The following is an 18,577-nucleotide window of genomic DNA, read 5'->3' as shown; positions in this document are numbered from 1 at the left end:
CGATTCTACGCCGGGGTGGCGGCCGTGCCCGCTCCGACGACGCGGGCGAGCCGCCGGTAGGAGTCCAGCAGCGCCTCCCGGTCGTACGTACTGGTGGTCACCAGGACCTCCTGTGCGCCGGTCTGCGCCACCAGCCTCTCCAGTTCCGCGGCCACCTGCTCCTCGGTGCCCGCGATGTGCCCGGCGAGCCCGGCCTCGTACAGCTCCCGCTCCCGGGCGGTCATCGTCCGGGCCTCGACCTCCTCGGCCGGGGGCAGCGGCGGGAAGGAGCCACGGGTGCGCGCGTGCGTCATGGACCAGGCCTCCGGGACCAGCAGCCGCCGGGCCGCCTCCGGGGTGCCGGCCACGGCGATCGTGCCGGAGACGACGACGTACGGCTCGGGGCTCCACCGCGAGGGGCGGAAACCGGCGCGGTAGCGGTCGACGCCGCGCCGCATGCGGTCGCGGTCGCGCAGGTCCCCGATGACCATCGGCAGGCCCGCGCGGGCGGCCACGTCCGCGCCCTCGCCCATGGCCAGCACGAAGGGCGGCACGGTCAGCCCCTCGGCGGGGCGGGCGTGGACGCCGGTCGGGGAGGTGCCGCGGAACCAGCCCAGCAGCTCGGCCAGTTGCGCCTCGAAGTCGTCGGCGTCGTCCTTGTCCCGGCCCAGGGCGCGGCGGACGCCGTCGGTGAAGCCCACCGACCGGCCCAGGCCCATGTCGATCCGGCCGGGGAAGAGCGACTCCAGGACGCCGAACTGCTCGGCGACGACCAGGGGGCGGTGGTTGGGCAGCATCACGCCGCCGGTGCCCACGCGCACCCGGCTCGTGGCGGCGGCCACCGCGGCGGCCAGCACGGTCGGCGCCGAGCCCGCCACGCCGGGCACGCCGTGGTGCTCCGACACCCAGAACCGGTGGTAGCCCAGCCGCTCCGCCTCCCGCGCCAGCTCCACGGTGTCCCGCAGCGCACGCGCCGCGGTCCCGCCGGCCCGGATGCGGGAGCGGTCGAGGACGGAGAAGCGGGTGCGGGCGATCGTCGGGGTCACCTCCCCTTCAACGTTCCCGGCGCGCACAGATTCCCGGCCCGCGTTCTACTGTGGCCGGGTGACCGACAGCAGCAGGCCCCCGGTGGCCGTGTTCGACCTGGACAACACCCTCGCCGACACCGCGCACCGGCAGCGCTTCCTGGAGCGCCGGCCGCGCGACTGGGACGCCTTCTTCGCCGCCGCCCCGCACGACCCGCCGCTCCCCGAGGGCGTCGCGCTGGCGCGGGAGCACGCCGCCGACTGCGAGATCGTCTACCTGACCGGGCGGCCCGAGCGCTGCCGGCGCGACACGCTCGACTGGCTCGCCGCGCACGGCCTGCCCGAGGGACCGCTGCACATGCGCGGCAACGCCGACCGGCGGCCCGCCCGGCGCACCAAGCTGGAGACCCTGCGGCGGCTCGCCCGCGGCCGCGAGGTCCGGGTCCTGGTCGACGACGACGAGCTGGTCTGCGACGACGCCGAACGGGCCGGCTTCGCCGTGGTCCGGGCGCGCTGGGCGGACCGGTCGGCCGAGCTGCGGGCGGCGCAGGAGCGCGAGGGCCGCACCTGAGCGTGCGGACGGCTCGCGCCGGGCGCCGCTCCGGGGGTCAGTCCGACTCCTCCAGGCGGAAGCCGACCTTCAGGCCGACCTGCCAGTGCGCGACCTCGCCCTCCTCGATCTGGCCGCGCACCTGGGTCACCTCGAACCAGTCCAGGTTGCGCAGCGTCCGGTGGGCGCGCCGGATGCCGTTGCGGACGGCCTGGTCGACGCCGTCGGGCGAGGTGCCGACGATCTCCGTGACCCGGTAGGTGTGGTTCGACATGCGGGTGCTCCCTTCCGCGCGGGCGGCGGTGTGCGGTGCGTCACTCCATACGTCACTCCACCGTGCCCCAAGTCGCCGCGGAGCGCGAGGTGTCGGTCTCCGGGCGGGTAACCCTGCGTCACCCCCTTGACCCCTCCCATTGGTACATACCAAAATCCCAGACACCCGTTCGAGCTTCGGGCTCGCCCCCCATGTCGGGTCTCCCTTCGCGTGCGCAGGACACCCCTGTCCGCCTCCGCCCCCTGTCCGTCAGACAGAAGGACCCCTCGTGAGACGACGCCCCCTCGCCCTTGTCTGTGTGTCCGCCTCCCTGCTCAGCGGCTGCGGACTGATCTCGCAGGACGGCGGGAGCGAGCGGCACACCGTCACGGTGTGGCTGATGAAGGACAGCGCCTCCCAGGACTTCCTGCAGCGCTTCACCGAGGACTTCGAGAAGGACCACCCCGACCTGGACCTCGACATCCGCATCCAGGAGTGGACCGGGATCGGCGACAAGGTGCAGGCCGCCCTCAAGGGCGACGGCACGGACGGCCCCGACGTCATCGAGGTCGGCAACACCCAGGTGCCGCAGTACGCGGAGGGCGGGCGGCTCCAGGACCTCACTCTGGAGTCGATGCGCGACTGGGGCATCCGCGACTGGCTGCCGGGCCTCGCCGAGCCCGGCCAGTACATGTCCCAGCAGTTCGGCATCCCCTGGTACGCCGCCAACCGCGTCGTCATCTACCGCAAGGACCTCTTCGAGCAGGCCGGAGTCGCCGAGCCGCCCCGCACCCGCGAGGAGTGGATCACCGCGACCGAGAAGCTCGACGCCGACGGCCGCCAGGGCATCTACCTGGCCGGCCAGGACTGGTACACGCTCTCCGGCTTCATCTGGGACGAGGGCGGCGAACTGGCCGAGCAGGCCGGCGACGGCGGCACCTGGACCGGCGCCCTGGACTCCGCCGCCGCGCTGCGCGGCATGGACTTCTACCAGGAGCTGCAGGCCCTCGGCGACGGTCCGGTCGACGCCGACGAGGAACACCCCCCGCAGGGCGAGGTGTTCGCCAAGGGCGAGGTCGCGCAGATCGTCGCCGTGCCCGGCCTCGCCCAGTCCATCGTCCGGGAGAACCCCGAACTCAAGGGCGAGCTGGGCTTCTTCCCGGTGCCCGGCAAGAGCGCCGGCAAGCCCGGCGCGGTCTTCACCGGCGGCTCCGACCTGGTGGTCCCGAAGAACGCGGACGCACGCGAGGGCGCGCTCGCCGTGGTCGACGCGCTGGCCGGCGCCAAGTGGAACACCGACCTGGCCCGCACCATGAACTACGTCCCCAACAAGGCGTCGCTCGCCAAGGCCGTCGCGGGCGAGGAGGGCGCCGAGGCCATGGCGGCCGGCGCCGCACAGGGCCGGGCGACCCCCGGAACGCCCCGGTGGGGTGCCGTCGAGGCGGCCAACCCGATCAAGGACTACATGACGAAGGTGCTCACCGGCGGCGACGCGAAGTCGGAGGCCCGCCGGGCCTCCGACCGCGTCACCGAGCTACTGGACGTCAACGCCCGCTGACGTCCGCCGAGTTCAGCCCGCGACGCTCAGCGAGAGCGCGAAGCGCCGCTCGCCGTCCGTCCACCAGTGGGCCAGCTCGAGACCGGCGGCGGCGAGTTCGGCCCGCACACCCTCCCGCCGGAACTTCGCGGACACCTCGGTGCGCAGCTCCTCGCCGTCCGCGAAGTCCACGGCCAGGTCCAGCGCCTGGACCTTGACCGTCTGCGCGGCGCGGGACCGCAGCCGCATCTCGATCCACTCCCGCTCCGGGTTCCACAGCGCCACGTGCTCGAACGCGGCGGGCGCGAAGTCGGCCTCCAGCTCCCGGTTGATCACGGACAGCACGTTCTTGTTGAACTGCGCGGTCACCCCGGCCGCGTCGTCGTACGCCCGGACCAGCAGCTCCTCGTCCTTGACCAGGTCGGTGCCCAGGAGCAGGGCGTCGCCCGGCGAGAGCAGGGCGCGTACGGCGGCCAGGAACGCGGCGCGCTCGTCCGGCAGCAGGTTGCCGATCGTGCCGCCCAGGAACGCCACCAGCCGGGGACCCGGCGTCTCGGGCAGGGTCAGCCCGCCGGTGAAGTCGGCGATCAGCGCGTGCACCTGGAGGCCGGGGCGCTCGGCGACGATGGCCTCCCCGGCCTGGGTGAGGGCGCTCTCGCTGACGTCGACGGGCACGTAGGCGCGCAGGCCGGTCAGCGCGTCCAGCAGGATCCGGGTCTTCTCCGAGGAACCGGAACCCAGCTCCACCAGGGTCCGGGCGCCGGTCGCGGCGGCGATCGAACCGGCCCGGTCGGCGAGGATCTCCCGCTCGGCCCGGGTGGGGTAGTACTCGGGCAGCGCCGTGATCTCCTCGAACAGCTCGCTGCCGCGGGCGTCGTAGAACCACTTGGGCGCCAGCCACTTGGGCGTGCTCGTCAGGCCCGCCAGGACGTCGGCGCGCAGCGCGGCGCCGGTGGCGTCCTCGGGCAGGGTGCGGGTCACTCGGAACTGGCTCACGTGCGGGGCTCCTTGGGAGAGACGAAGGCTTGCGTGGCGGTGTCGCCCGGTTCCTTCAGCGGGGTGAGCCGCACCTCGGCGCGGTCGGCCACGAGCAGGGTGCGGTCGGGGACCTCCCGCCAGCGCGGGTCGTCGTCGTAGGGCTCCGAGGCGACGACGGTGCCGCCGCCGGGAAGGGTCAGGTACCAGAGGGTGTCGCCCCAGGTGGTCGCCGTGACGGTGGCGCCGTCGGTGAGCAGCAGGTTGAGGCGCGAGCCGGGGGCCGCCGCGGCGACCTCCAGCACCGTCTCGGCCAGCGCCCGCCCGTCGTCGTCCCCGGCCCGCAGCCGGGCCAGCACCAGCGCCCACACGAGGGCCGAGTCGTTGCGGGCCTCCAGCGAAAGCAGCTCTTCGGGCGGCAGCGTCCCGGCTGGCCCGGCCAGGGAGCCGGGCCAGCCGGTCACGGCTCCGTTGTGGCTGAACAGCCGGGCGCCCGCCGCGAAGGGAGCGGCCGCGGCCTCCGCGTCGGCGCCCGCGAGCGTCGCGTCCCGTACGGCGGCGAGGAACGCGCCGGACCGCACCACCCGGGCGAGGTCGGCGAAGGACTGGTCCGCCCAGATCGGCCCGGCCCGGCGGTAGCGGGCCGGCACCGGGTCGTCCCCGGCGTACCAGCCGACGCCGAACCCGTCGGCGTTGACCGTGCCGTGCCGCTGGCGGCGGGGCGCCCACGACTGGCGGTACAGGCCGTGCGGCGGCGCGACCAGGAGCCGGCCGAGCGGCTCGGACGGGCCGAGGTACGCGAGGTGGCGGCACATCAGGCGGCCTCCGCCGAGCGGGCGGTGCGGAATCCGGAGAAGATCTGCCGCCGGATCGGGTAGTCCCAGTTGCGGAACGTGCCCCGGCAGGCGACCGCGTCCACGGCGAACGAACCGCCCCGCAGCACCTTGTACTCGGGCCCGAAGAACACCTCGGAGTACTCCTTGTACGGGAACGCCTTGAACCCCGGGTAGGGGGCGAAGTCGCTCGACGTCCACTCCCACACGTCGCCGATCAGCTGCCGCACGCCCAGCGGGGACTCGCCGGCCGGGTAGCTGCCGGCGGGCGCGGGGCGCAGGTGCCGCTGGCCGAGGTTGGCGTGCTCCGGTCCCGGATCGGCGTCGCCCCACGGGTAGCGGGCCGTGCGGTCCCCGGCGGGATCGTGCCGGGCCGCCTTCTCCCACTCGGCCTCGGTGGGCAGCCGGCGCCCGGCCCAGCGGGCGTAGGCGTCGGCCTCGTACCAGCACACGTGCAGCACCGGCTCGTCCGCCGGCACCACCTCGGTGACGCCGAAACGCCGCCGCAGCCACTGGCCGCCGTCGCGGCGCCAGAACAGCGGGGCGGTGATGGAGTGCCGGCGGATGTGCTCCCAGCCCTCCCGGGTCCACCAGCGCGGGTCGTCGTAGCCGCCGTCGTCCATGAAGGCCCGGTAGGCGCCGTTGGTGACCGGGGTGGTGTCGAGGAAGAACGGGGCCACCTCCCGCCGGTGCGCGGGCCGTTCGTTGTCCAGCGCCCACGGCTCGGTGGAGGTGCCCATGGTGAACGGGCCGCCCGGGACCAGGACCTCGGCCGGTCCGGTGAACCAGGGCACGGGTTCGGGGTCGGGCGCGGTCAGGGCCTGCGGGCCCTTGCGCAGTTGGTGGGTGATCAGCATGGTCTCGTCGTGCTGCTGCTCGTGCTGGGCGATCATGCCGAAGGCGAAGCCCGCCTCGGTGAGCCGGGTGCCGTGGAACGCGGCGCCCTCCAGCACGTCCAGTGCCCGGCCGCGCACGTCCGCGGCGTACCCGCGGGCCTCGGCGGGCGAGAGCAGCGGCAGCCGGGGCCGCTCGGCACGCGGATGCTCGAAGGCGTCGTACAGGCTGTCTATCTCCGGCCGTATCGCCTCCTGCCCGCCCACCGCGCGCAGCAGCCACTGCTCCTCCTGGTTGCCGATGTGCGCCAGGTCCCAGACGAGCGGGGACATCAGCGGCGACACCTGGCCGGTGAGGTCGGGGCCCTCCACGCAGCTGGTCAGCAGGGTGGTGCGGGCGCGGGCACGGACGAGGGTGTCCAGGGCCCGCTCGCGCAGGGCGCCCGGGTCGCCGGAGTCGGCGGCGGCGGGGGTGCCGTCGGCGGGGTCCATGGCGGGGTCGGTCATGAGCGGGTCTCCCTCCCGTACGGGCCAGGGCTCGCGCCGCCCGGCATCTCCAGCAGGTCGTCGGCGGGGCAGCGGCCCCGCAGGACGTAGCGCTCCAGGTACCCGGCCACGGCGTCGGTGATCCCGGCCGTCGCGCCCAGCCGGGGCAGCGCCGCGAGCGCGGCGGTGAAGCAGGTGACGGCCGCCTCCCGCAGCTCCGGGTCGGTCAGGGCGTCGCGCGCCGCGGCCTCGTAGAGCGGGTTGTGCGGGCCGGGCAGGCCCAGGCTGCGCTCGGCGAGCGGCTTCACGGCCCGGTAGGCGGTCTCCGTGGCCTCCGGGTCGTCGAAGAGCGCCGCCGTCACCGCCAGCGGCACGATCCAGCCGTCGTCCCCGGGCTGCGCGTCGATCATCCGCAGCTCCAGGTGCCCGCGCGGGCGCACCGGCGGGAACAGCGTGGTCAGGTGGTAGTCGAGGTCCTCCCGGGTGGGCGGCCTCGGGGTCCGGCTCCGGGTCCACTCCCGGAAGGTCATGCCGTCCGGGACGTCCCAGGGGCCCTCCTCGCCGCGTACGCACATCACCGGTGCGTCCAGGACGTGCCGGGTCCACGCGCCGCGCGGGTCGGAGTCCAGCACGGGCCCGCCCGCCCGGCCGGGGCCGATCTGCGCCCAGCGCAGCTGCCGGGTGGACCGCCAGCCCGTGGGCCGGCCCCCGGACAGCGGGGAGTTGGCGAACGCGGCCACCAGGACCGCGCCCAGCTGGTGCGCCAGCCACCAGCGGCGCACGTGCCCGAGCGGGCCCGGCTCCTCCTGCCCGGCGTCCACGCACACCTGCACCGAGGCCGAGGTGCACATCATGAAGCGCCCGGCGGGGCCGGTGCGGTCGAGACAGGCCTCCATGGCGTCGTAGCGCGGCTGCCGCAGATAGCGGCGGGGCTCCTGCCAGGGATCGTGGCCGAGGCCGACGAGGGCGAGGCCGTCCTCGCGAAGGACCGCGCGGACGGCGTCCAGGTCGGCGGAGACGGTGCGGACGCACTCCGTGAGGGAGGTCGCGGGGAGCGAACTCAGCTCCAGCTGGCCACCGGGTTCGACGGTCAGCGCCGACCTCAGCGGCACCGTCCGCAACGCGGCGTAGACGGCCCGGAGCCGTTCGGGTGATACGGGGAGCCGCGGGTCGCGCAGCTCGTGGACCAGCCATTCCACCTCGACACCGAGGAGCCGGGGCGGGCCGGTCTTGAAGCAGATGCCGTGGACCAGTGCCTCGACCTCCGCCTCACTGACGGCGGTACGTGGCCGGATACAGCCACCAACCGAATCTGACATGTCGGGATCCTCCTGAGATTCCACCATGCCGCCGACCCATGAACAGGTGGGCCGGGTCGGCACACTCGTCCCACCCAAGTACCTCGTGCCGCTCGGCACAAGGATGCATTTCGGGACGTTCCAGATCGGTAATCTCCGCGACCCGGTTGTTTCCGGGGGCTTTCCCCGGCGTCTGCCGACAGCAAAACTCCGTTGCGACGCATCACCAGCATCACCCAGGATTCCCCCATGAGCACGACGGGGGAGACCGCGCGGCGCGTGGTCAGGGCGTCCACGGGGGTGGCGCCGTGAGCGCGCGCCTGCGGGGCCTCGCACAGCAGACGGAGCAGATCGTGGCCGCCGGGGGCTACCGCACGGCCGACGGCCGCGAGGTGCGGCTCGGCGCGGCGGTGGAACGGGCGCGCGAGGGGACGCGGATCCTCGGTCCGGAGCCGGTGCCGCCGGGCGCGTTCACCCCGGTGCGGACGGTCTTCGAGGTCACCGGCGAGAGCAGCCTGGAGGCCGCCCGACGCCTCGGCGGCGAGGTCGGCGTGCTCAACTTCGCCTCCGCCCGCAATCCCGGCGGCGGTTATCTCAACGGCGCCCAGGCCCAGGAGGAGGCCCTGTGCCGGGCCTCCGCGCTCCACACCTGCCTGCTGCGGGCGCCCGGCTTCTACGACCACCACCGCGCCCACCGCGACCCGTTCTACACGGACCGGGTCATCCACTCGCCGGCCGTGCCCGTCTTCCGGGACGACCGCGGCCGCCTGCTGGACGAGCCCTTCACCGCGGGTTTCCTCACCTCGGCCGCGCCGAACGCGGGCGTGGTGCTGCGCACCGCCCCGGAGCGGGCCGCCGAGCTGCCCGCCGCTCTGGCCGGGCGCGCCGAGCGGGTGCTGGAGACGGCCGCGACCCACGGGTACCGGCGCCTGGTGCTCGGCGCCTGGGGGTGCGGGGTCTTCCGCAACGACCCCGCCCAGGTCGCGGGGGCGTTCCGGGCGCTGCTCGGCCCCGGCGGGCGATTCGCCTCCGCGTTCGAACGGGTGGCGTTCGGCATCCTGGACCGCACGCCGGGCGCCACGGTCCGGGACGCGTTCGCCGTGGCCTTCCCCGAAGCGGTGACCGAAGCGCGGTGACCGGCGGACGGGACGCGGTCCGGGGGCGCGTCAGCTCCAGCCGTGGCGCTCCCGCAGCCGCTGTCGTACGAGGTTGAACCGCATCCGGTCCAGGGCGCACGCCTCGCGGCGCATCCCGGCGTCGTGCAGCCTGAGCACCCGGTCCACGTCGACCCACGAGTCCCGCCCCGAGCGGTCCCAGGGCCCGCTCCCGATCGGCACCCACTCCCGGTCCCCGTCGTGCCGCCTGCTGGACAGCTGAACGGCCAGCACGGTCCCGGCCGCCTCGCGCGCGACGACGAGCACGGGCCGGTCCTTGCCGCGTCCGTCGTTCTCCTCGTAGGGCACCCACGTCCAGACGATCTCGCCGGGATCCGGGTCGCCGTCGTGCGCGGGGGAGTACTCGGTACGCACCCGGCCCACCCGCGCGGGGTCGGCCTCGGTGGTCGCGAAGGGGCCGCGGCGGCCGGGGACGGTGCCGCCGTCGCCGCCGAGATCGTCGATGGAGGCGCTCACGGCCCGTACCGTACGGGACACCCCGGCACGCCCTCGCACGGGCCCCGCGGGACGGCGTCGGCAGGGGCCTCCGCGGCGGCCCGGCCGTCCGCCGCCCGCCGCCCGTCCTGCCCGCCTCGGGGCGGCGCGGGCCGGGTTCGGGTGGCAGGCTGATCACCGGGCCCCGACTCCCGCCACCCCGGGGCGCGGCCGCGACCGTACGAGCCAGAAAGCGACGCCATGACCGACCAGCTCACCGTGACCGTCCTCGGCACCGGCATCATGGGTGCCGCGATGGCCCGCAACCTCGCCCGCGCCGGACTCGCCGTCCGGGTCTGGAACCGCAGCCGCGACAAGGCCGAGCCGCTGGCCGCCGAGGGAGCGTTCGTCGCCGGCGACCCCGAGGAGGCCGTCCGCGGCGCGGACGTCGTCCTGACCATGCTGTACGACGGCCCGGCCGCACTGGACGTCATGCGGCGCGCCGTGCCCGGCCTGCGGACCGGCGCCGTGTGGGCGCAGTCCACCACCGCGGGCGTCGACGCGGTCGCCGACCTCGCGGCCTTCGCCGAGGAGCACGGCCTCCTCTTCGTCGACGCGCCCGTGCTGGGCACCCGTCAGCCCGCCGAGGCCGGCGAGCTGCTGGTGCTGGCCGCGGGTCCCGCCGCGGCCAGGGACCGGCTGGGGCCCGTGTTCGACGCCGTGGGCGCCCGCACCGTGTGGACCGGCGAGGACGGCGCGGCGGGCACCGCCACCCGGCTGAAACTGGTCGCCAACAGCTGGGTGCTGGCCGTCAACAACGCGGCGGGGGAGAGCCTGTCGCTCGCCAAGGCCCTGGGCGTGGACCCGGACGCCTTCCTCGGCGCCATCGCCGGCGGCCCCCTCGACATGGGCTACCTGCGCGCCAAGGCGGGCCTGATCCGCGACGGGGCCCTGACCCCGGCCCAGTTCGCGGTCGGCACGGCCGAGAAGGACGCCCGGCTGATCGTCGAGGCCGGCGAGGCCAACGGCGTCCGCCTGGACCTCGCCGCCGCCGGCGCGGACCGCCTCGCCCGCGCCGCCGCCCAGGGGCACGGCGACGAGGACATGGCGGCCGCCTACTACGCCAGTTTCGAGGAGAAGTCGGCCTCCTGACCGTCCGGGGTACCGGGTGAACACCCGGGGTACCGGAGGAACGTGAGACCGCGACGCCGAGCCCGTTCCCGGCGCGCACGAGGACGAGAAGGAGCCCCCCCATGTCCAAGCCACCGCTGCCGTCCGAGGCCGTCGCAATGCTGCGCCGTCCCAACCCGGCCGTCATGGCGACCCTCCGCTCGGACGGCGCCCCCGTCTCCACGGCCACCTGGTACCTGTGGGAGGACGACGGCCGCGTGCTGGTCAACCTCGACTCCGGCCGGGTGCGCCTGGGACACCTGCGCCGCGACCCGCGCGTGACCCTCACCGTCCTCGCGGAGGACGACTGGTACACGCACGTCACCCTCATCGGCCGCGTCACCGAGATGCTCGACGACGAGGACCTCGCCGGCATCGACCGGCTCTCCACGCAGTACACGGGCAAGCCCTACCCGGACCGCGAGCGTCCCCGGGTCAGCGCCTGGATCGAGGTGGAGCGCTGGCACGGCTGGGGTTCGATGAAGGACAGCGACCAGCCCTCGACCTGACCCGGCGCCGGACGGTCCGGACGGCCCGTCGTGGGCGTGCGGCCGGGGCTCGCCGCTCCCGGCCGCACGCCCACGACGGCTACTCGATCTCCCGCATCATCTTCTCCATCGAGCCGACCGACAGCCGGGTCCGCGTCAGCTCGTCGAGCGTCTGCCGCTGCTCCTCCGCCGTGCGGCGCTGCAACTCCACGGTGTCCTCCAGGAGTCGCGCGTACCTCGTGGCGAGTTCCTTGTACTGCTCCTCGCGCGCCGCCAGCATCCGGGCCCGCCAGGTCGCCGCGACCTGCCAGACGATCACGATCATCAGACAGAAGAACCCGGCCGCGCCCACGGCGCCGACCAGTACCCCCATCTCCTCGGCTCCTGCGGCGAGATGCACCACGTCCTCGTTCACTTCGCTTCCTCTTTCGCGGTCCGCCCGGCGGCCGGGTCGGGATCGGTGGTCCTGGTGAGCGTCGCGGCTGCCTCGGCGACCGTGCGCGGGGTGAGTTCGTAGAGGAACGGCGTGACGTCGTAGTACTTCATCGACTTGCCGTCCTCCCCTACCTCCAGCGTGCCGACGACCAGCCCGGCCGCCTCCAGCCGTTGCAGGTGCATGTGCAGCAGCGGGCGGCCCATGCCGATCAGCCGGGCCAGCTCGCTGACGTAGTTCCGGCGCTCCAGCAGCGCCGCCACGATCCGCATGCGGTGTGGATTGCCGAGCGCGGAGAGCACCTTGAGCAGGTCGTCGCCGGTCGGTGCCGAAGGCGGGACCCCGGGCATCGCCGCCCCTTTCCGTCGTACCTGTCAGAGAAGGCTGACAGGTGGCGGGAAGGAGGGTCAAAGACTTCGCGCACATCTCAGGGTGAGATGGGGGACGGATCAGGGGTGACTCGGGGGCGGGAACGGTGTGTTGTTCGCCCTTGTGCGGCGTGAGTCCCCGGGGCTCGGGCGGGCTGCCCCGCTGGGGCAGTGGCCACGCGTCACCGAGCTGCGGGAGCGTCCCCCGCCCCCCGGCGCGGCAGCAGCAGCGGGGTCGCCAGGAGCAGGACGCCCGCCAGGGCGACCGCCGTGCGCAGTCCGGCCAGGGTGGCCAGCAGGCCCCACAGGGCGGTGAGCGCCGCCGTCGTCAGCTTGCCGCTGACCGTCCAGGCTGTCAGCGTGCGAGCGACCCGGTCCAAGGGGGTGAGCTGCAGCCGGCGGGTGGCGGACACCGGGTTGTACACCCCCACCGAGGTGATCAGCGCGAACTCGACGGCCATCACCAGGATCAGACCGGGCACTCCGGGGCCGACGAAGGCCAGCCCGACCGGCCAGCACACGCGCAGCACCCCGCTGGTGACCAGCACCCGGTGCTCCCCGAACCGCGCCACGAGCGGACCGGCCAGCCGCGAGCCGACCAGACCGCCGGCGCACGGCACCGCGAAGGCGAGCCCGTACTGCCAGGGCGCGAAGCCCAGAACGCCCAGCATGAGGACGGCGAGGAGCGGCGCGGTCGCCATGATGAGGCCGTTGACCAGGACCGTGTTGAGGAACAGCGGCCGCAGGCCCGGCGAGGCGAGGACGAACCGCCAGCCCTCCAGCAGGTCCCGGGGCCGCGTCCGGACCGGGCCGGGGCGGTCCGGACGCGGTTCCCCGCCGCCGATCGCGCGGATGCCCAGCGCCGACAGCAGATAGCTGACCGCGTCGACCGCGACCGTCACCACGGGCCCGAAGGCACCGACCGCCGCCCCGCCGACCGGCGGCCCGAGCATCGTCGCGGTCCACGACGTCGCCTCGAACCGCCCGTTCGCGGCCAGCAGGTCCGCGGGCCGCACCAGCGACTTGAGGCAGGACCCGGCGGCCGCCCTGAACGTGATGTCGGCCGCGGCGACGACGACGGACACCAGCAGCAAATGGACGTAGCCGAGCCGCCCGAAGGCGTACGCGAGCGGCACGGTCAGCAGCACCGCGCACCGGATCAGGTCCGTCGCGATCATGACCGGCCGCTTGCGCCGGAACTCCACCCACGGACCCAGCGGCACCGCCGCCACCGCCCCCACCGCGAGCCCGGCCGCCGCCAGCGCCGACACCTGTGCCGGGCCCGCCGCCAGCACCACGACCGCGATCAGCGGGAAGGCGTCGAAGGCGAGCCGGGTGCCGAAGGTGCTCACGGCGTACGACGCCCACAGCCACCCGAACCGCCGCCCGAGCGACCCGCGGCCCGCCCCGGCACGTTCCGCCACCGCCGACTCCGCGGCCCCCGCTCCCACCGCACCCGATTCCGTCACGGCGGCCATCCAAGCCAGGACAGGCCTCGGGGAGCAAACAACCGACCGTGGACCTCGTACAACCAGCTGTTGTACATCGGCATCGGGAGTCGGACACCCGGCCCGCCGGCTACCGCGTCAGCAGCTTCCGCAGTGCGGCCGCGACCTCGTCCGGAGCCTCCTCCGCCATGAAGTGCCCGCAGCCGACCGTCTCGTGCCGCAGATCCGGAGCCCAGGCCCGCCACAACGCGGCGGCGTCGTACCCGAGGGCCGCGCCCCAGTCCTGCTGGAGCACGGTCACCGGCATCCGCAGCCGCCGGCCCCGCTCGCGGTCGGCCCGGTCGTGCTCGACGTCGACGCCGGCCGAGGCCCGGTAGTCGGCCACGATGGACGGCACCGCCTCCCGGGACGCCCGGAGATAGGCGGCGCGGACGTCGGCGGGCAGGGCGGCCGGGTCGCGGGTCCAGACGTCGAGGAAGTGACCGAAGAACGCGTCCGGCGCGGCCCCGATGAGCTGCTCCGGAAGCCCCGGCGGCTGCGCCATCAGGTACAGGTGGAACCCGACGGCGGCCGACGTGCCGTGCAGGACGTCCCACATGTCGAGGGTCGGCAGCACGTCGAGCGCCGCCAGATGTGTCACCGCGTCCGGGTGGTCGAGCCCGGCCCGCACCGCGACCAGCGCGCCCCGGTCGTGCCCGGCCAGCGCGAACCGCTCGTGCCCGAGCGCCCGCGCGAGCGCGACGACGTCGGCGGCCATGGTCCGCTTGGCGTAACCGGTGCCGTCGGGATCGGCCGGCTTGTCGCTGGCGCCGTAGCCGCGCAGGTCGGGGCAGATGACGGTGTGCTCGGCCGCGAGGTCGGCGGCGACGTGCCGCCACATCAGGTGGGTCTGCGGGAAGCCGTGCAGCAGGACGACGGGGCTGCCGGAGCCGCCGACGGCCACGTGCAGCGCGACGCCGTCGGCGACCGTCACACGGTCGTGGGTGAAGCCGGGGATGGTCGGTGTCATGGGGTGTCTCGCCTTTCTCGTGCCGTACGGCGCGTCACGTGCCGTACGTCGTGCCGGTGACCGCCTCCGAGCCTGCCGGGCCCGGATCAGCAACCGATCAGCACGCGTACGGTGGACCTCGCACGCGCGGGGCGGATCGGAACGGACGGAACATGGACGCGGTCACGTTCGGTGTGCTCGGACCGGTCACGGCCGAGCGCGGCGGCGACCCGCTCGCCCTCAAGGGCCCCCGGCACCGCGCCGTGCTGGCCCGGCTGGTGCTGGCCCGGCGGCGGACCGTCCCCGTCGCCCGGCTCGTCGAGGACCTGTGGGAGACGCCCCCGCCGCGGGCCGTGGGAGCGGTGCGCACCTTCGTCGGGGACCTGCGCCGCGCCCTGGAACCCGACCGCGCGCCGCGCGCCCCCGCCCGGCTGCTCGTCACCGAGGGCCCCGGGTACGCCCTGCGGGCCGCCGCCGACGCCGTGGACGCGTGGCGCTTCGAGACGGCCGTCGCCGAAGCCGACCGCGGACCCGCCGGCCGGGCGCCCGACCGGCTCCGGGCGGCCCTGGAGGAATGGCGGGGCCCCGCCTACGCCGAGTTCGGCGCGGCGCGCTGGGCCCGCGGCGAGCGCACCCGGCTCACCGAACTGCGGCTGCGCGCCGTGGAACGCCGGGCGGAACTGCTCGTGGACCTGGGCCGGGCCGCCGAGGCCGTCCCCGACCTGGACGCCCACCTCACCGGCCACCCCTGGCGCGAGGAGGCCTGGCGCCTGCTCGCCCTGGCCCTGTACCGGACCGGCCGCCAGGGGGACGCCCTGGCCGTGCTGCGCCGGGCCCGTGCCCGGCTGGCCGGACATCTCGGCCTCGACCCCGGCCCCCGGCTGCGCCGCCTGGAGGCCGGCATCCTCGCCCAGGACCCGGCACTGGACCCGCCCGGCGCACCGGCCGACGCGGCGGCCCGGCTGTGGGCCTCGGCCACCGAGGCGTACGACCGCGCCGTCGCCGCCGGTGCGCACGCCCGGCTGGAGTCCGCCGTCGGCCTGCTGCGCGGCCTCGCGGTCACCGGCGGCGACGGGCTCGAAGCCGCTCGGGAACACCGCACGACGGCGGTCGAGGCGGCCGAGGAGACGGGCGACGCCGAGCTGACCGCCCGGGTGATCGGCGCCTACGACGTCCCCGCCAACTGGACCCGCGGCGACGACCCCGAGGCCGCCCGCCGGATCGTCGAGGCGGCCGAACGCACGCTCGCCGCCCTGCCCCCGGACGCCGGTGCGGACGCCGCGCGCTGCCGGCTGCTGGCCACCGTCGCCGTGGAGTCCCGGGGCGTACGCTCCGAGCGGGGTCCGCGGGCGGCGGCCGAGGCCGAGCGCATCGCCCGCCGCCTCGACGACCCCGCGCTGCTCGCCTTCGCCCTCAACGGCGTCTTCATGCAGTCCTGCACCCGAGCCGGGCTGGCCCCGCGCCGTGACGTCCTGGGCGCCGAACTCGTCGCCCTCGGCACCCGCAACGGCCTGGTCAACCACGCCGTCCTGGGCCACCTCGTCCGCCTCCAGGCCCGCTCGGCCCTCGCCGACCTCGACGCGGCCGACGAGCACGCGGCGGCCGCGGAACGCCTGGCCGCACGGCACGACCGGCCGCTGGTGGCCGTCTTCACCGACTGGTACCGGGCGCTGCGCCTGGCCGTCACGGGCAGTCCCTACGACACCGCGGCGGCCGCCTACCGCTCGGCCGCCGCCCGGCTCGACGGCGCGGGCATGCCCGGCCTCGAACGCGGACTGCTGCCCCTCGCCCTGCTCGGCCTGCGCCTGGCCCACGGCCGCCCCGCCGACGTCGATCCGGGCGAGGACTGGGGCCCGTACCGCCCGTGGGCGGAGCCGTTCGCCCTCCTCGCCGACGGGCGCGCCACCGAGGCCGGGACGGCACTCGCCGCCCTGCCGCAGCCGCCGCCCGACCTGCTGTACGAGGCGCTGTGCTGCGCCGAGGCAGCCCTCGCCCTCCGGCTCGGCGACCGGCTGGCCCTGGAGCGGGCCCGCGAGCGGCTGCTGCCCGCGGCCGGTGAACTCGCGGGCGCGGGCAGCGGACTGCTCACCTTCGGACCGGTCGACGACTGGCTCACGACGATCGGGCGGGCCCTGGACCCCTGAGCAGACCGACCGCCCGACCGTCCGACGCTCCGGGCCGCCCGACCGCGCGGTCCGGGGGCCCTCCGCGGCCGACCGCGCGGCCGGTTGCCCAGATGCGCCCCGGGTACCCGGAGCGCATGAAGTGGCAGCAGGTGCAGGAGGGGCCGTCGGCGGTGTACGTGGTGGTGCTCGACGAGGGCGAGGACGCCGTCGCCGAACTCGCCGCCTTCGCCCGCGAGCGGTCGCTCCGGGCCTCGCAGGTGACCGCCGTCGGCGCCTTCTCCGAGGCGGTCGTCGGCTGGTTCGACCGGCGGGCGAGGGACTACCGGCGCATCCCGGTGGACGAGCAGTGCGAGGTGCTCTCCCTGATCGGCGACGTCGCCGTCGCCGACGACGGCCCCACCCCGCACCTGCACGCCGTCCTCGGGCTCAGCGACGGTTCCACCCGCGGAGGGCACCTGCTGTCCGGCCGGGTCTGGCCGACGCTGGAGGTCGTCGTCCGGGACAGCCCGGCCGAACTGGCCAAGACCCACCGCCCCGACATCGGCCTGGCCCTGATCGACCCGGCCCGCGGGGAGCCCCGTACCGACACCCGGGAGGCGCGATCATGACACGGCGCATCCGAGACGTGATGTCACCGGCCGCGGTGGCCGTCGAACCCATGACCACGGTCGCGCGGGCGGCCCGGCTGATGCGGGAGGAGAACGTCGGCGACGTCCTGGTCACCTACGACTGCGACCTGTTCGGCATCCTCACCGACCGCGACATCGTCGTCCGCGGCGTCGCCGACGGCCGGGACCCGGACGCCACCACCGTCGGCGCCGTCTGCACACCCCCGCCCGTCGTCACGCTGGACCCCGACGACACCACCGACCACGCCGCCGAACTGATGCGGCACCACGCGGTGCGCCGGCTGCCCGTCGTCGAGCACGGCGGTGTCCCGGTCGGCGTGGTCACCCTCGGCGACCTCGCCGTCGCCGACGACCCGCACTCCGCGCAGGCCGACATCAGCCGCGCCGCACCCGACCACTGACTCCACCGGGCGCCGCGACCGACGCGGTCCGCCCGGGCAGGGACGGAGGAAGACATGGCCCCCCTGGCAGGAAGCCCCGCGACCGGCACGGGGGAGGACCGCCGCGCCCCCGCCCGCACCGCGCGGCTGCGCAGCCGGATCCCGGAACCCGACGAGGAACCCGACCTGCTCGGCCAGTACCTCACCCAGATCGGCGCCACCCCGCTGCTGACCGCCGAGGACGAGGTGCGGCTGGCCGTGCGCATCGAGTCCGGCGTCCGCGCCCGGGAGGAACTGGAGGCGGCCGACACCGGCGAGCCTGCCCCCGCGCCCGGCGTGCGCCGCGCCCTGGAGGAGGCCGTCCACGACGGCCGGGCGGCCAAGGACCACATGGTGCGGGCCAACCTGCGGCTGGTCGTCTCGATGGCCAAGCGCCACGCCCACCGCGGTCTGCCGCTGCTGGACGTCATCCAGGAGGGCAACCTCGGCCTGATCCGGGCCGTGGAGAAGTTCGACCACACCAAGGGCTTCAAGTTCTCCACGTACGCCACCTGGTGGATTCGCCAGGCCATCGAACGCGGCCTGGCCACGCACGCGCGCACGGTCCGGCTGCCGGTCCACGTCGTGGAACAGCTCCAGAAGCTCGCCAAGGTCGAACGCAAGCTGCGCGCGGGGCTCGACCGCGAGCCGACCACCGAGGAGGTCGCCGCCGAGAGCGGCGTCGACGCCGACAAGGTCGTCTGGCTGCGCCGGGTCGGCCGCGACGCGGTCAGCCTGGACACCCCGGTGGACGAGACCGGCGAGACCGTGGTCGGCGACCTCATCCCGGACACCGAGGTGCTGCGGGCCCCCGAGGTCGCCGAGTTCCAGGCCCTGGCGGCCGAGCTGCGGGAGGCGGTCGGCACCCTCGCACCCCGCGAGGCCCTGATCCTCAGCCTCCGCTACGGCCTGCACGACGGCCGCCCCCGCACCCTGCACCAGGTGGCCCAGCACGTCGGGCTCACCCGGGAACGCGTGCGCCAGCTGGAGAAGGCCTCGCTGGACCGGCTGCGCGCCCCGGAGACGCGGGACCGCCTGCTGGACTGGGCGAGCTGACCGCGCCGGTGTGCGGGCCGGACGCGCGGCCGCGGTTGCCCGGGGCGCCTGCCGGAAACACCCTGGCGGAGAACCCGTACGCGTCCCCTCCCGC

At 75.3% G+C, this 18,577-nt stretch carries 20 protein-coding genes; 9 read left to right on the top strand and 11 right to left on the bottom strand.

The annotated features are described in order from the left end of the window. Positions 1-5: 5 nt before the first annotated feature. A complete protein-coding gene (locus IE108_RS25960; protein WP_064730994.1) occupies positions 6-1,025 on the bottom strand; it encodes an LLM class flavin-dependent oxidoreductase in 1,020 nt (339 codons plus the stop codon). A 58-nt stretch (positions 1,026-1,083) separates the two neighbouring features. On the opposite strand from IE108_RS25960, the gene IE108_RS25955 reads away from it, so the two are divergent. Then, positions 1,084-1,575 (top strand): phosphatase domain-containing protein, encoded by a 492-nt coding sequence (locus tag IE108_RS25955; protein WP_064730995.1) that lies wholly within the window; start codon positions 1,084-1,086, stop codon positions 1,573-1,575. 37 nt (positions 1,576-1,612) lie between these two features. Here IE108_RS25955 and IE108_RS25950 read toward each other — a convergent pair whose 3' ends face one another. Then, positions 1,613-1,828 (bottom strand): dodecin, encoded by a 216-nt coding sequence (locus tag IE108_RS25950; RefSeq protein ID WP_064730996.1) that lies wholly within the window; start codon positions 1,826-1,828, stop codon positions 1,613-1,615. Positions 1,829-2,096: 268 nt separating this feature from the next. Here IE108_RS25950 and IE108_RS25945 point away from each other — a divergent pair, with 268 nt between their 5' ends. Next, positions 2,097-3,365, top strand: a complete 1,269-nt coding sequence (locus IE108_RS25945; protein ID WP_064730997.1) for an extracellular solute-binding protein — start codon at positions 2,097-2,099, stop codon at positions 3,363-3,365. A 12-nt stretch (positions 3,366-3,377) separates the two neighbouring features. Here the strand turns inward: IE108_RS25945 and egtD are convergent, their stop codons facing one another. Genes egtD through egtA form a run of 4 tightly spaced genes read right to left on the bottom strand, consistent with a single transcriptional unit; the run spans position 3,378 to position 7,790 of the window. Then, entirely contained in the window at positions 3,378-4,340 is a 963-nt protein-coding gene (gene egtD / locus IE108_RS25940; protein ID WP_064730998.1) for an L-histidine N(alpha)-methyltransferase, read from the bottom strand. After that, positions 4,337-5,134: an ergothioneine biosynthesis protein EgtC gene (gene egtC, locus IE108_RS25935; RefSeq protein ID WP_064730999.1), complete on the bottom strand. Its 798-nt coding sequence runs from the start codon at positions 5,132-5,134 to the stop codon at positions 4,337-4,339. The genes egtD and egtC overlap by 4 nt, the downstream gene beginning before the upstream one ends. Then, on the bottom strand, positions 5,134-6,492 hold the full coding sequence (gene egtB, locus IE108_RS25930) for an ergothioneine biosynthesis protein EgtB (protein WP_372462905.1): 1,359 nt from the start codon (positions 6,490-6,492) through the stop codon (positions 5,134-5,136). The genes egtC and egtB overlap by 1 nt, the downstream gene beginning before the upstream one ends. Further along, entirely contained in the window at positions 6,489-7,790 is a 1,302-nt protein-coding gene (egtA, locus tag IE108_RS25925; protein WP_064731000.1) for an ergothioneine biosynthesis glutamate--cysteine ligase EgtA, read from the bottom strand. The genes egtB and egtA overlap by 4 nt, the downstream gene beginning before the upstream one ends. A 287-nt stretch (positions 7,791-8,077) precedes the next feature. Between egtA and IE108_RS25920 the strand changes: the two genes are divergently transcribed. Continuing rightward, on the top strand, positions 8,078-8,905 hold the full coding sequence (locus IE108_RS25920) for a TIGR02452 family protein (protein WP_064731001.1): 828 nt from the start codon (positions 8,078-8,080) through the stop codon (positions 8,903-8,905). Between the two features lie 30 nt (positions 8,906-8,935). Here IE108_RS25920 and IE108_RS25915 read toward each other — a convergent pair whose 3' ends face one another. Continuing rightward, entirely contained in the window at positions 8,936-9,400 is a 465-nt protein-coding gene (locus IE108_RS25915; protein ID WP_064731002.1) for a type II toxin-antitoxin system PemK/MazF family toxin, read from the bottom strand. 219 nt (positions 9,401-9,619) lie between these two features. Between IE108_RS25915 and IE108_RS25910 the strand changes: the two genes are divergently transcribed. Next, the gene (locus IE108_RS25910; protein WP_064731003.1) at positions 9,620-10,510 is read left to right on the top strand and encodes an NAD(P)-dependent oxidoreductase; all 891 of its coding nucleotides are present in this window, start codon (positions 9,620-9,622) and stop codon (positions 10,508-10,510) included. A gap of 101 nt (positions 10,511-10,611) precedes the next feature. Further along, the gene (locus IE108_RS25905; protein WP_064731004.1) at positions 10,612-11,037 is read left to right on the top strand and encodes a PPOX class F420-dependent oxidoreductase; all 426 of its coding nucleotides are present in this window, start codon (positions 10,612-10,614) and stop codon (positions 11,035-11,037) included. A gap of 79 nt (positions 11,038-11,116) precedes the next feature. On the opposite strand, the gene IE108_RS25900 is transcribed toward IE108_RS25905, so the two are convergent. The 4 genes from IE108_RS25900 to IE108_RS25885 all read right to left on the bottom strand — a co-directional run bounded on the left by IE108_RS25900 (position 11,117) and on the right by IE108_RS25885 (position 14,274). Next, positions 11,117-11,389 (bottom strand): hypothetical protein, encoded by a 273-nt coding sequence (locus IE108_RS25900; protein ID WP_202544660.1) that lies wholly within the window; start codon positions 11,387-11,389, stop codon positions 11,117-11,119. 38 nt (positions 11,390-11,427) lie between these two features. Beyond that, positions 11,428-11,799 carry an ArsR/SmtB family transcription factor gene (locus tag IE108_RS25895; RefSeq protein WP_064731006.1) on the bottom strand — a complete coding sequence of 124 codons (372 nt, stop codon included), beginning with the start codon at positions 11,797-11,799 and terminating at the stop codon, positions 11,428-11,430. Positions 11,800-11,999: 200 nt separating this feature from the next. Further along, positions 12,000-13,295, bottom strand: a complete 1,296-nt coding sequence (locus IE108_RS25890; RefSeq protein ID WP_079163753.1) for an MFS transporter — start codon at positions 13,293-13,295, stop codon at positions 12,000-12,002. Between the two features lie 100 nt (positions 13,296-13,395). Continuing rightward, positions 13,396-14,274 carry an alpha/beta fold hydrolase gene (locus tag IE108_RS25885; RefSeq protein WP_064731007.1) on the bottom strand — a complete coding sequence of 293 codons (879 nt, stop codon included), beginning with the start codon at positions 14,272-14,274 and terminating at the stop codon, positions 13,396-13,398. 152 nt (positions 14,275-14,426) lie between these two features. Here IE108_RS25885 and IE108_RS25880 point away from each other — a divergent pair, with 152 nt between their 5' ends. The 4 genes from IE108_RS25880 (at position 14,427) to IE108_RS25865 (ending at position 18,483) form a co-directional block, all read left to right on the top strand. Beyond that, positions 14,427-16,397 carry an AfsR/SARP family transcriptional regulator gene (locus IE108_RS25880; protein WP_064731008.1) on the top strand — a complete coding sequence of 657 codons (1,971 nt, stop codon included), beginning with the start codon at positions 14,427-14,429 and terminating at the stop codon, positions 16,395-16,397. A gap of 116 nt (positions 16,398-16,513) precedes the next feature. After that, positions 16,514-16,987 (top strand): PPC domain-containing DNA-binding protein, encoded by a 474-nt coding sequence (locus IE108_RS25875; RefSeq protein WP_064731009.1) that lies wholly within the window; start codon positions 16,514-16,516, stop codon positions 16,985-16,987. Continuing rightward, complete coding sequence (locus tag IE108_RS25870; RefSeq protein WP_064731010.1) at positions 16,984-17,409, top strand: CBS domain-containing protein; 426 nt, start codon at positions 16,984-16,986, stop codon at positions 17,407-17,409. The genes IE108_RS25875 and IE108_RS25870 overlap by 4 nt, the downstream gene beginning before the upstream one ends. A gap of 54 nt (positions 17,410-17,463) precedes the next feature. Continuing rightward, positions 17,464-18,483 carry a sigma-70 family RNA polymerase sigma factor gene (locus IE108_RS25865; protein ID WP_064731011.1) on the top strand — a complete coding sequence of 340 codons (1,020 nt, stop codon included), beginning with the start codon at positions 17,464-17,466 and terminating at the stop codon, positions 18,481-18,483. Positions 18,484-18,577 lie beyond the last annotated feature (94 nt).

Origin of the sequence: Streptomyces parvulus, from assembly GCF_014648855.1 — a bacterium.
GTDB classification, from domain to species: Bacteria; Actinomycetota; Actinomycetes; order Streptomycetales; family Streptomycetaceae; genus Streptomyces; species Streptomyces parvulus.
Note: the sequence above shows the minus strand (reverse complement) of the source record. Positions and strands in the feature narration are given on the sequence as shown.

Excerpts from the sequence above, each read along its gene's own strand:
- IE108_RS25950 (WP_064730996.1), bottom strand. The coding sequence starts at position 1,828 with ATGTCGAACCACACCTACCGGGTCACGGAGATCGTCGGCACCTCGCCC.
- egtC (WP_064730999.1), bottom strand. The coding sequence starts at position 5,134 with ATGTGCCGCCACCTCGCGTACCTCGGCCCGTCCGAGCCGCTCGGCCGG.
- egtB (WP_372462905.1), bottom strand. The coding sequence starts at position 6,492 with ATGACCGACCCCGCCATGGACCCCGCCGACGGCACCCCCGCCGCCGCC.
- egtA (WP_064731000.1), bottom strand. The coding sequence starts at position 7,790 with ATGTCAGATTCGGTTGGTGGCTGTATCCGGCCACGTACCGCCGTCAGT.
- IE108_RS25910 (WP_064731003.1), top strand. The coding sequence starts at position 9,620 with ATGACCGACCAGCTCACCGTGACCGTCCTCGGCACCGGCATCATGGGT.
- IE108_RS25905 (WP_064731004.1), top strand. The coding sequence starts at position 10,612 with ATGTCCAAGCCACCGCTGCCGTCCGAGGCCGTCGCAATGCTGCGCCGT.
- IE108_RS25900 (WP_202544660.1), bottom strand. The coding sequence starts at position 11,389 with ATGGGGGTACTGGTCGGCGCCGTGGGCGCGGCCGGGTTCTTCTGTCTG.
- IE108_RS25895 (WP_064731006.1), bottom strand. The coding sequence starts at position 11,799 with ATGCCCGGGGTCCCGCCTTCGGCACCGACCGGCGACGACCTGCTCAAG.
- IE108_RS25890 (WP_079163753.1), bottom strand. The coding sequence starts at position 13,295 with ATGGCCGCCGTGACGGAATCGGGTGCGGTGGGAGCGGGGGCCGCGGAG.
- IE108_RS25885 (WP_064731007.1), bottom strand. The coding sequence starts at position 14,274 with ATGACACCGACCATCCCCGGCTTCACCCACGACCGTGTGACGGTCGCC.
- IE108_RS25880 (WP_064731008.1), top strand. The coding sequence starts at position 14,427 with ATGGACGCGGTCACGTTCGGTGTGCTCGGACCGGTCACGGCCGAGCGC.
- IE108_RS25875 (WP_064731009.1), top strand. The coding sequence starts at position 16,514 with ATGAAGTGGCAGCAGGTGCAGGAGGGGCCGTCGGCGGTGTACGTGGTG.
- IE108_RS25870 (WP_064731010.1), top strand. The coding sequence starts at position 16,984 with ATGACACGGCGCATCCGAGACGTGATGTCACCGGCCGCGGTGGCCGTC.
- IE108_RS25865 (WP_064731011.1), top strand. The coding sequence starts at position 17,464 with ATGGCCCCCCTGGCAGGAAGCCCCGCGACCGGCACGGGGGAGGACCGC.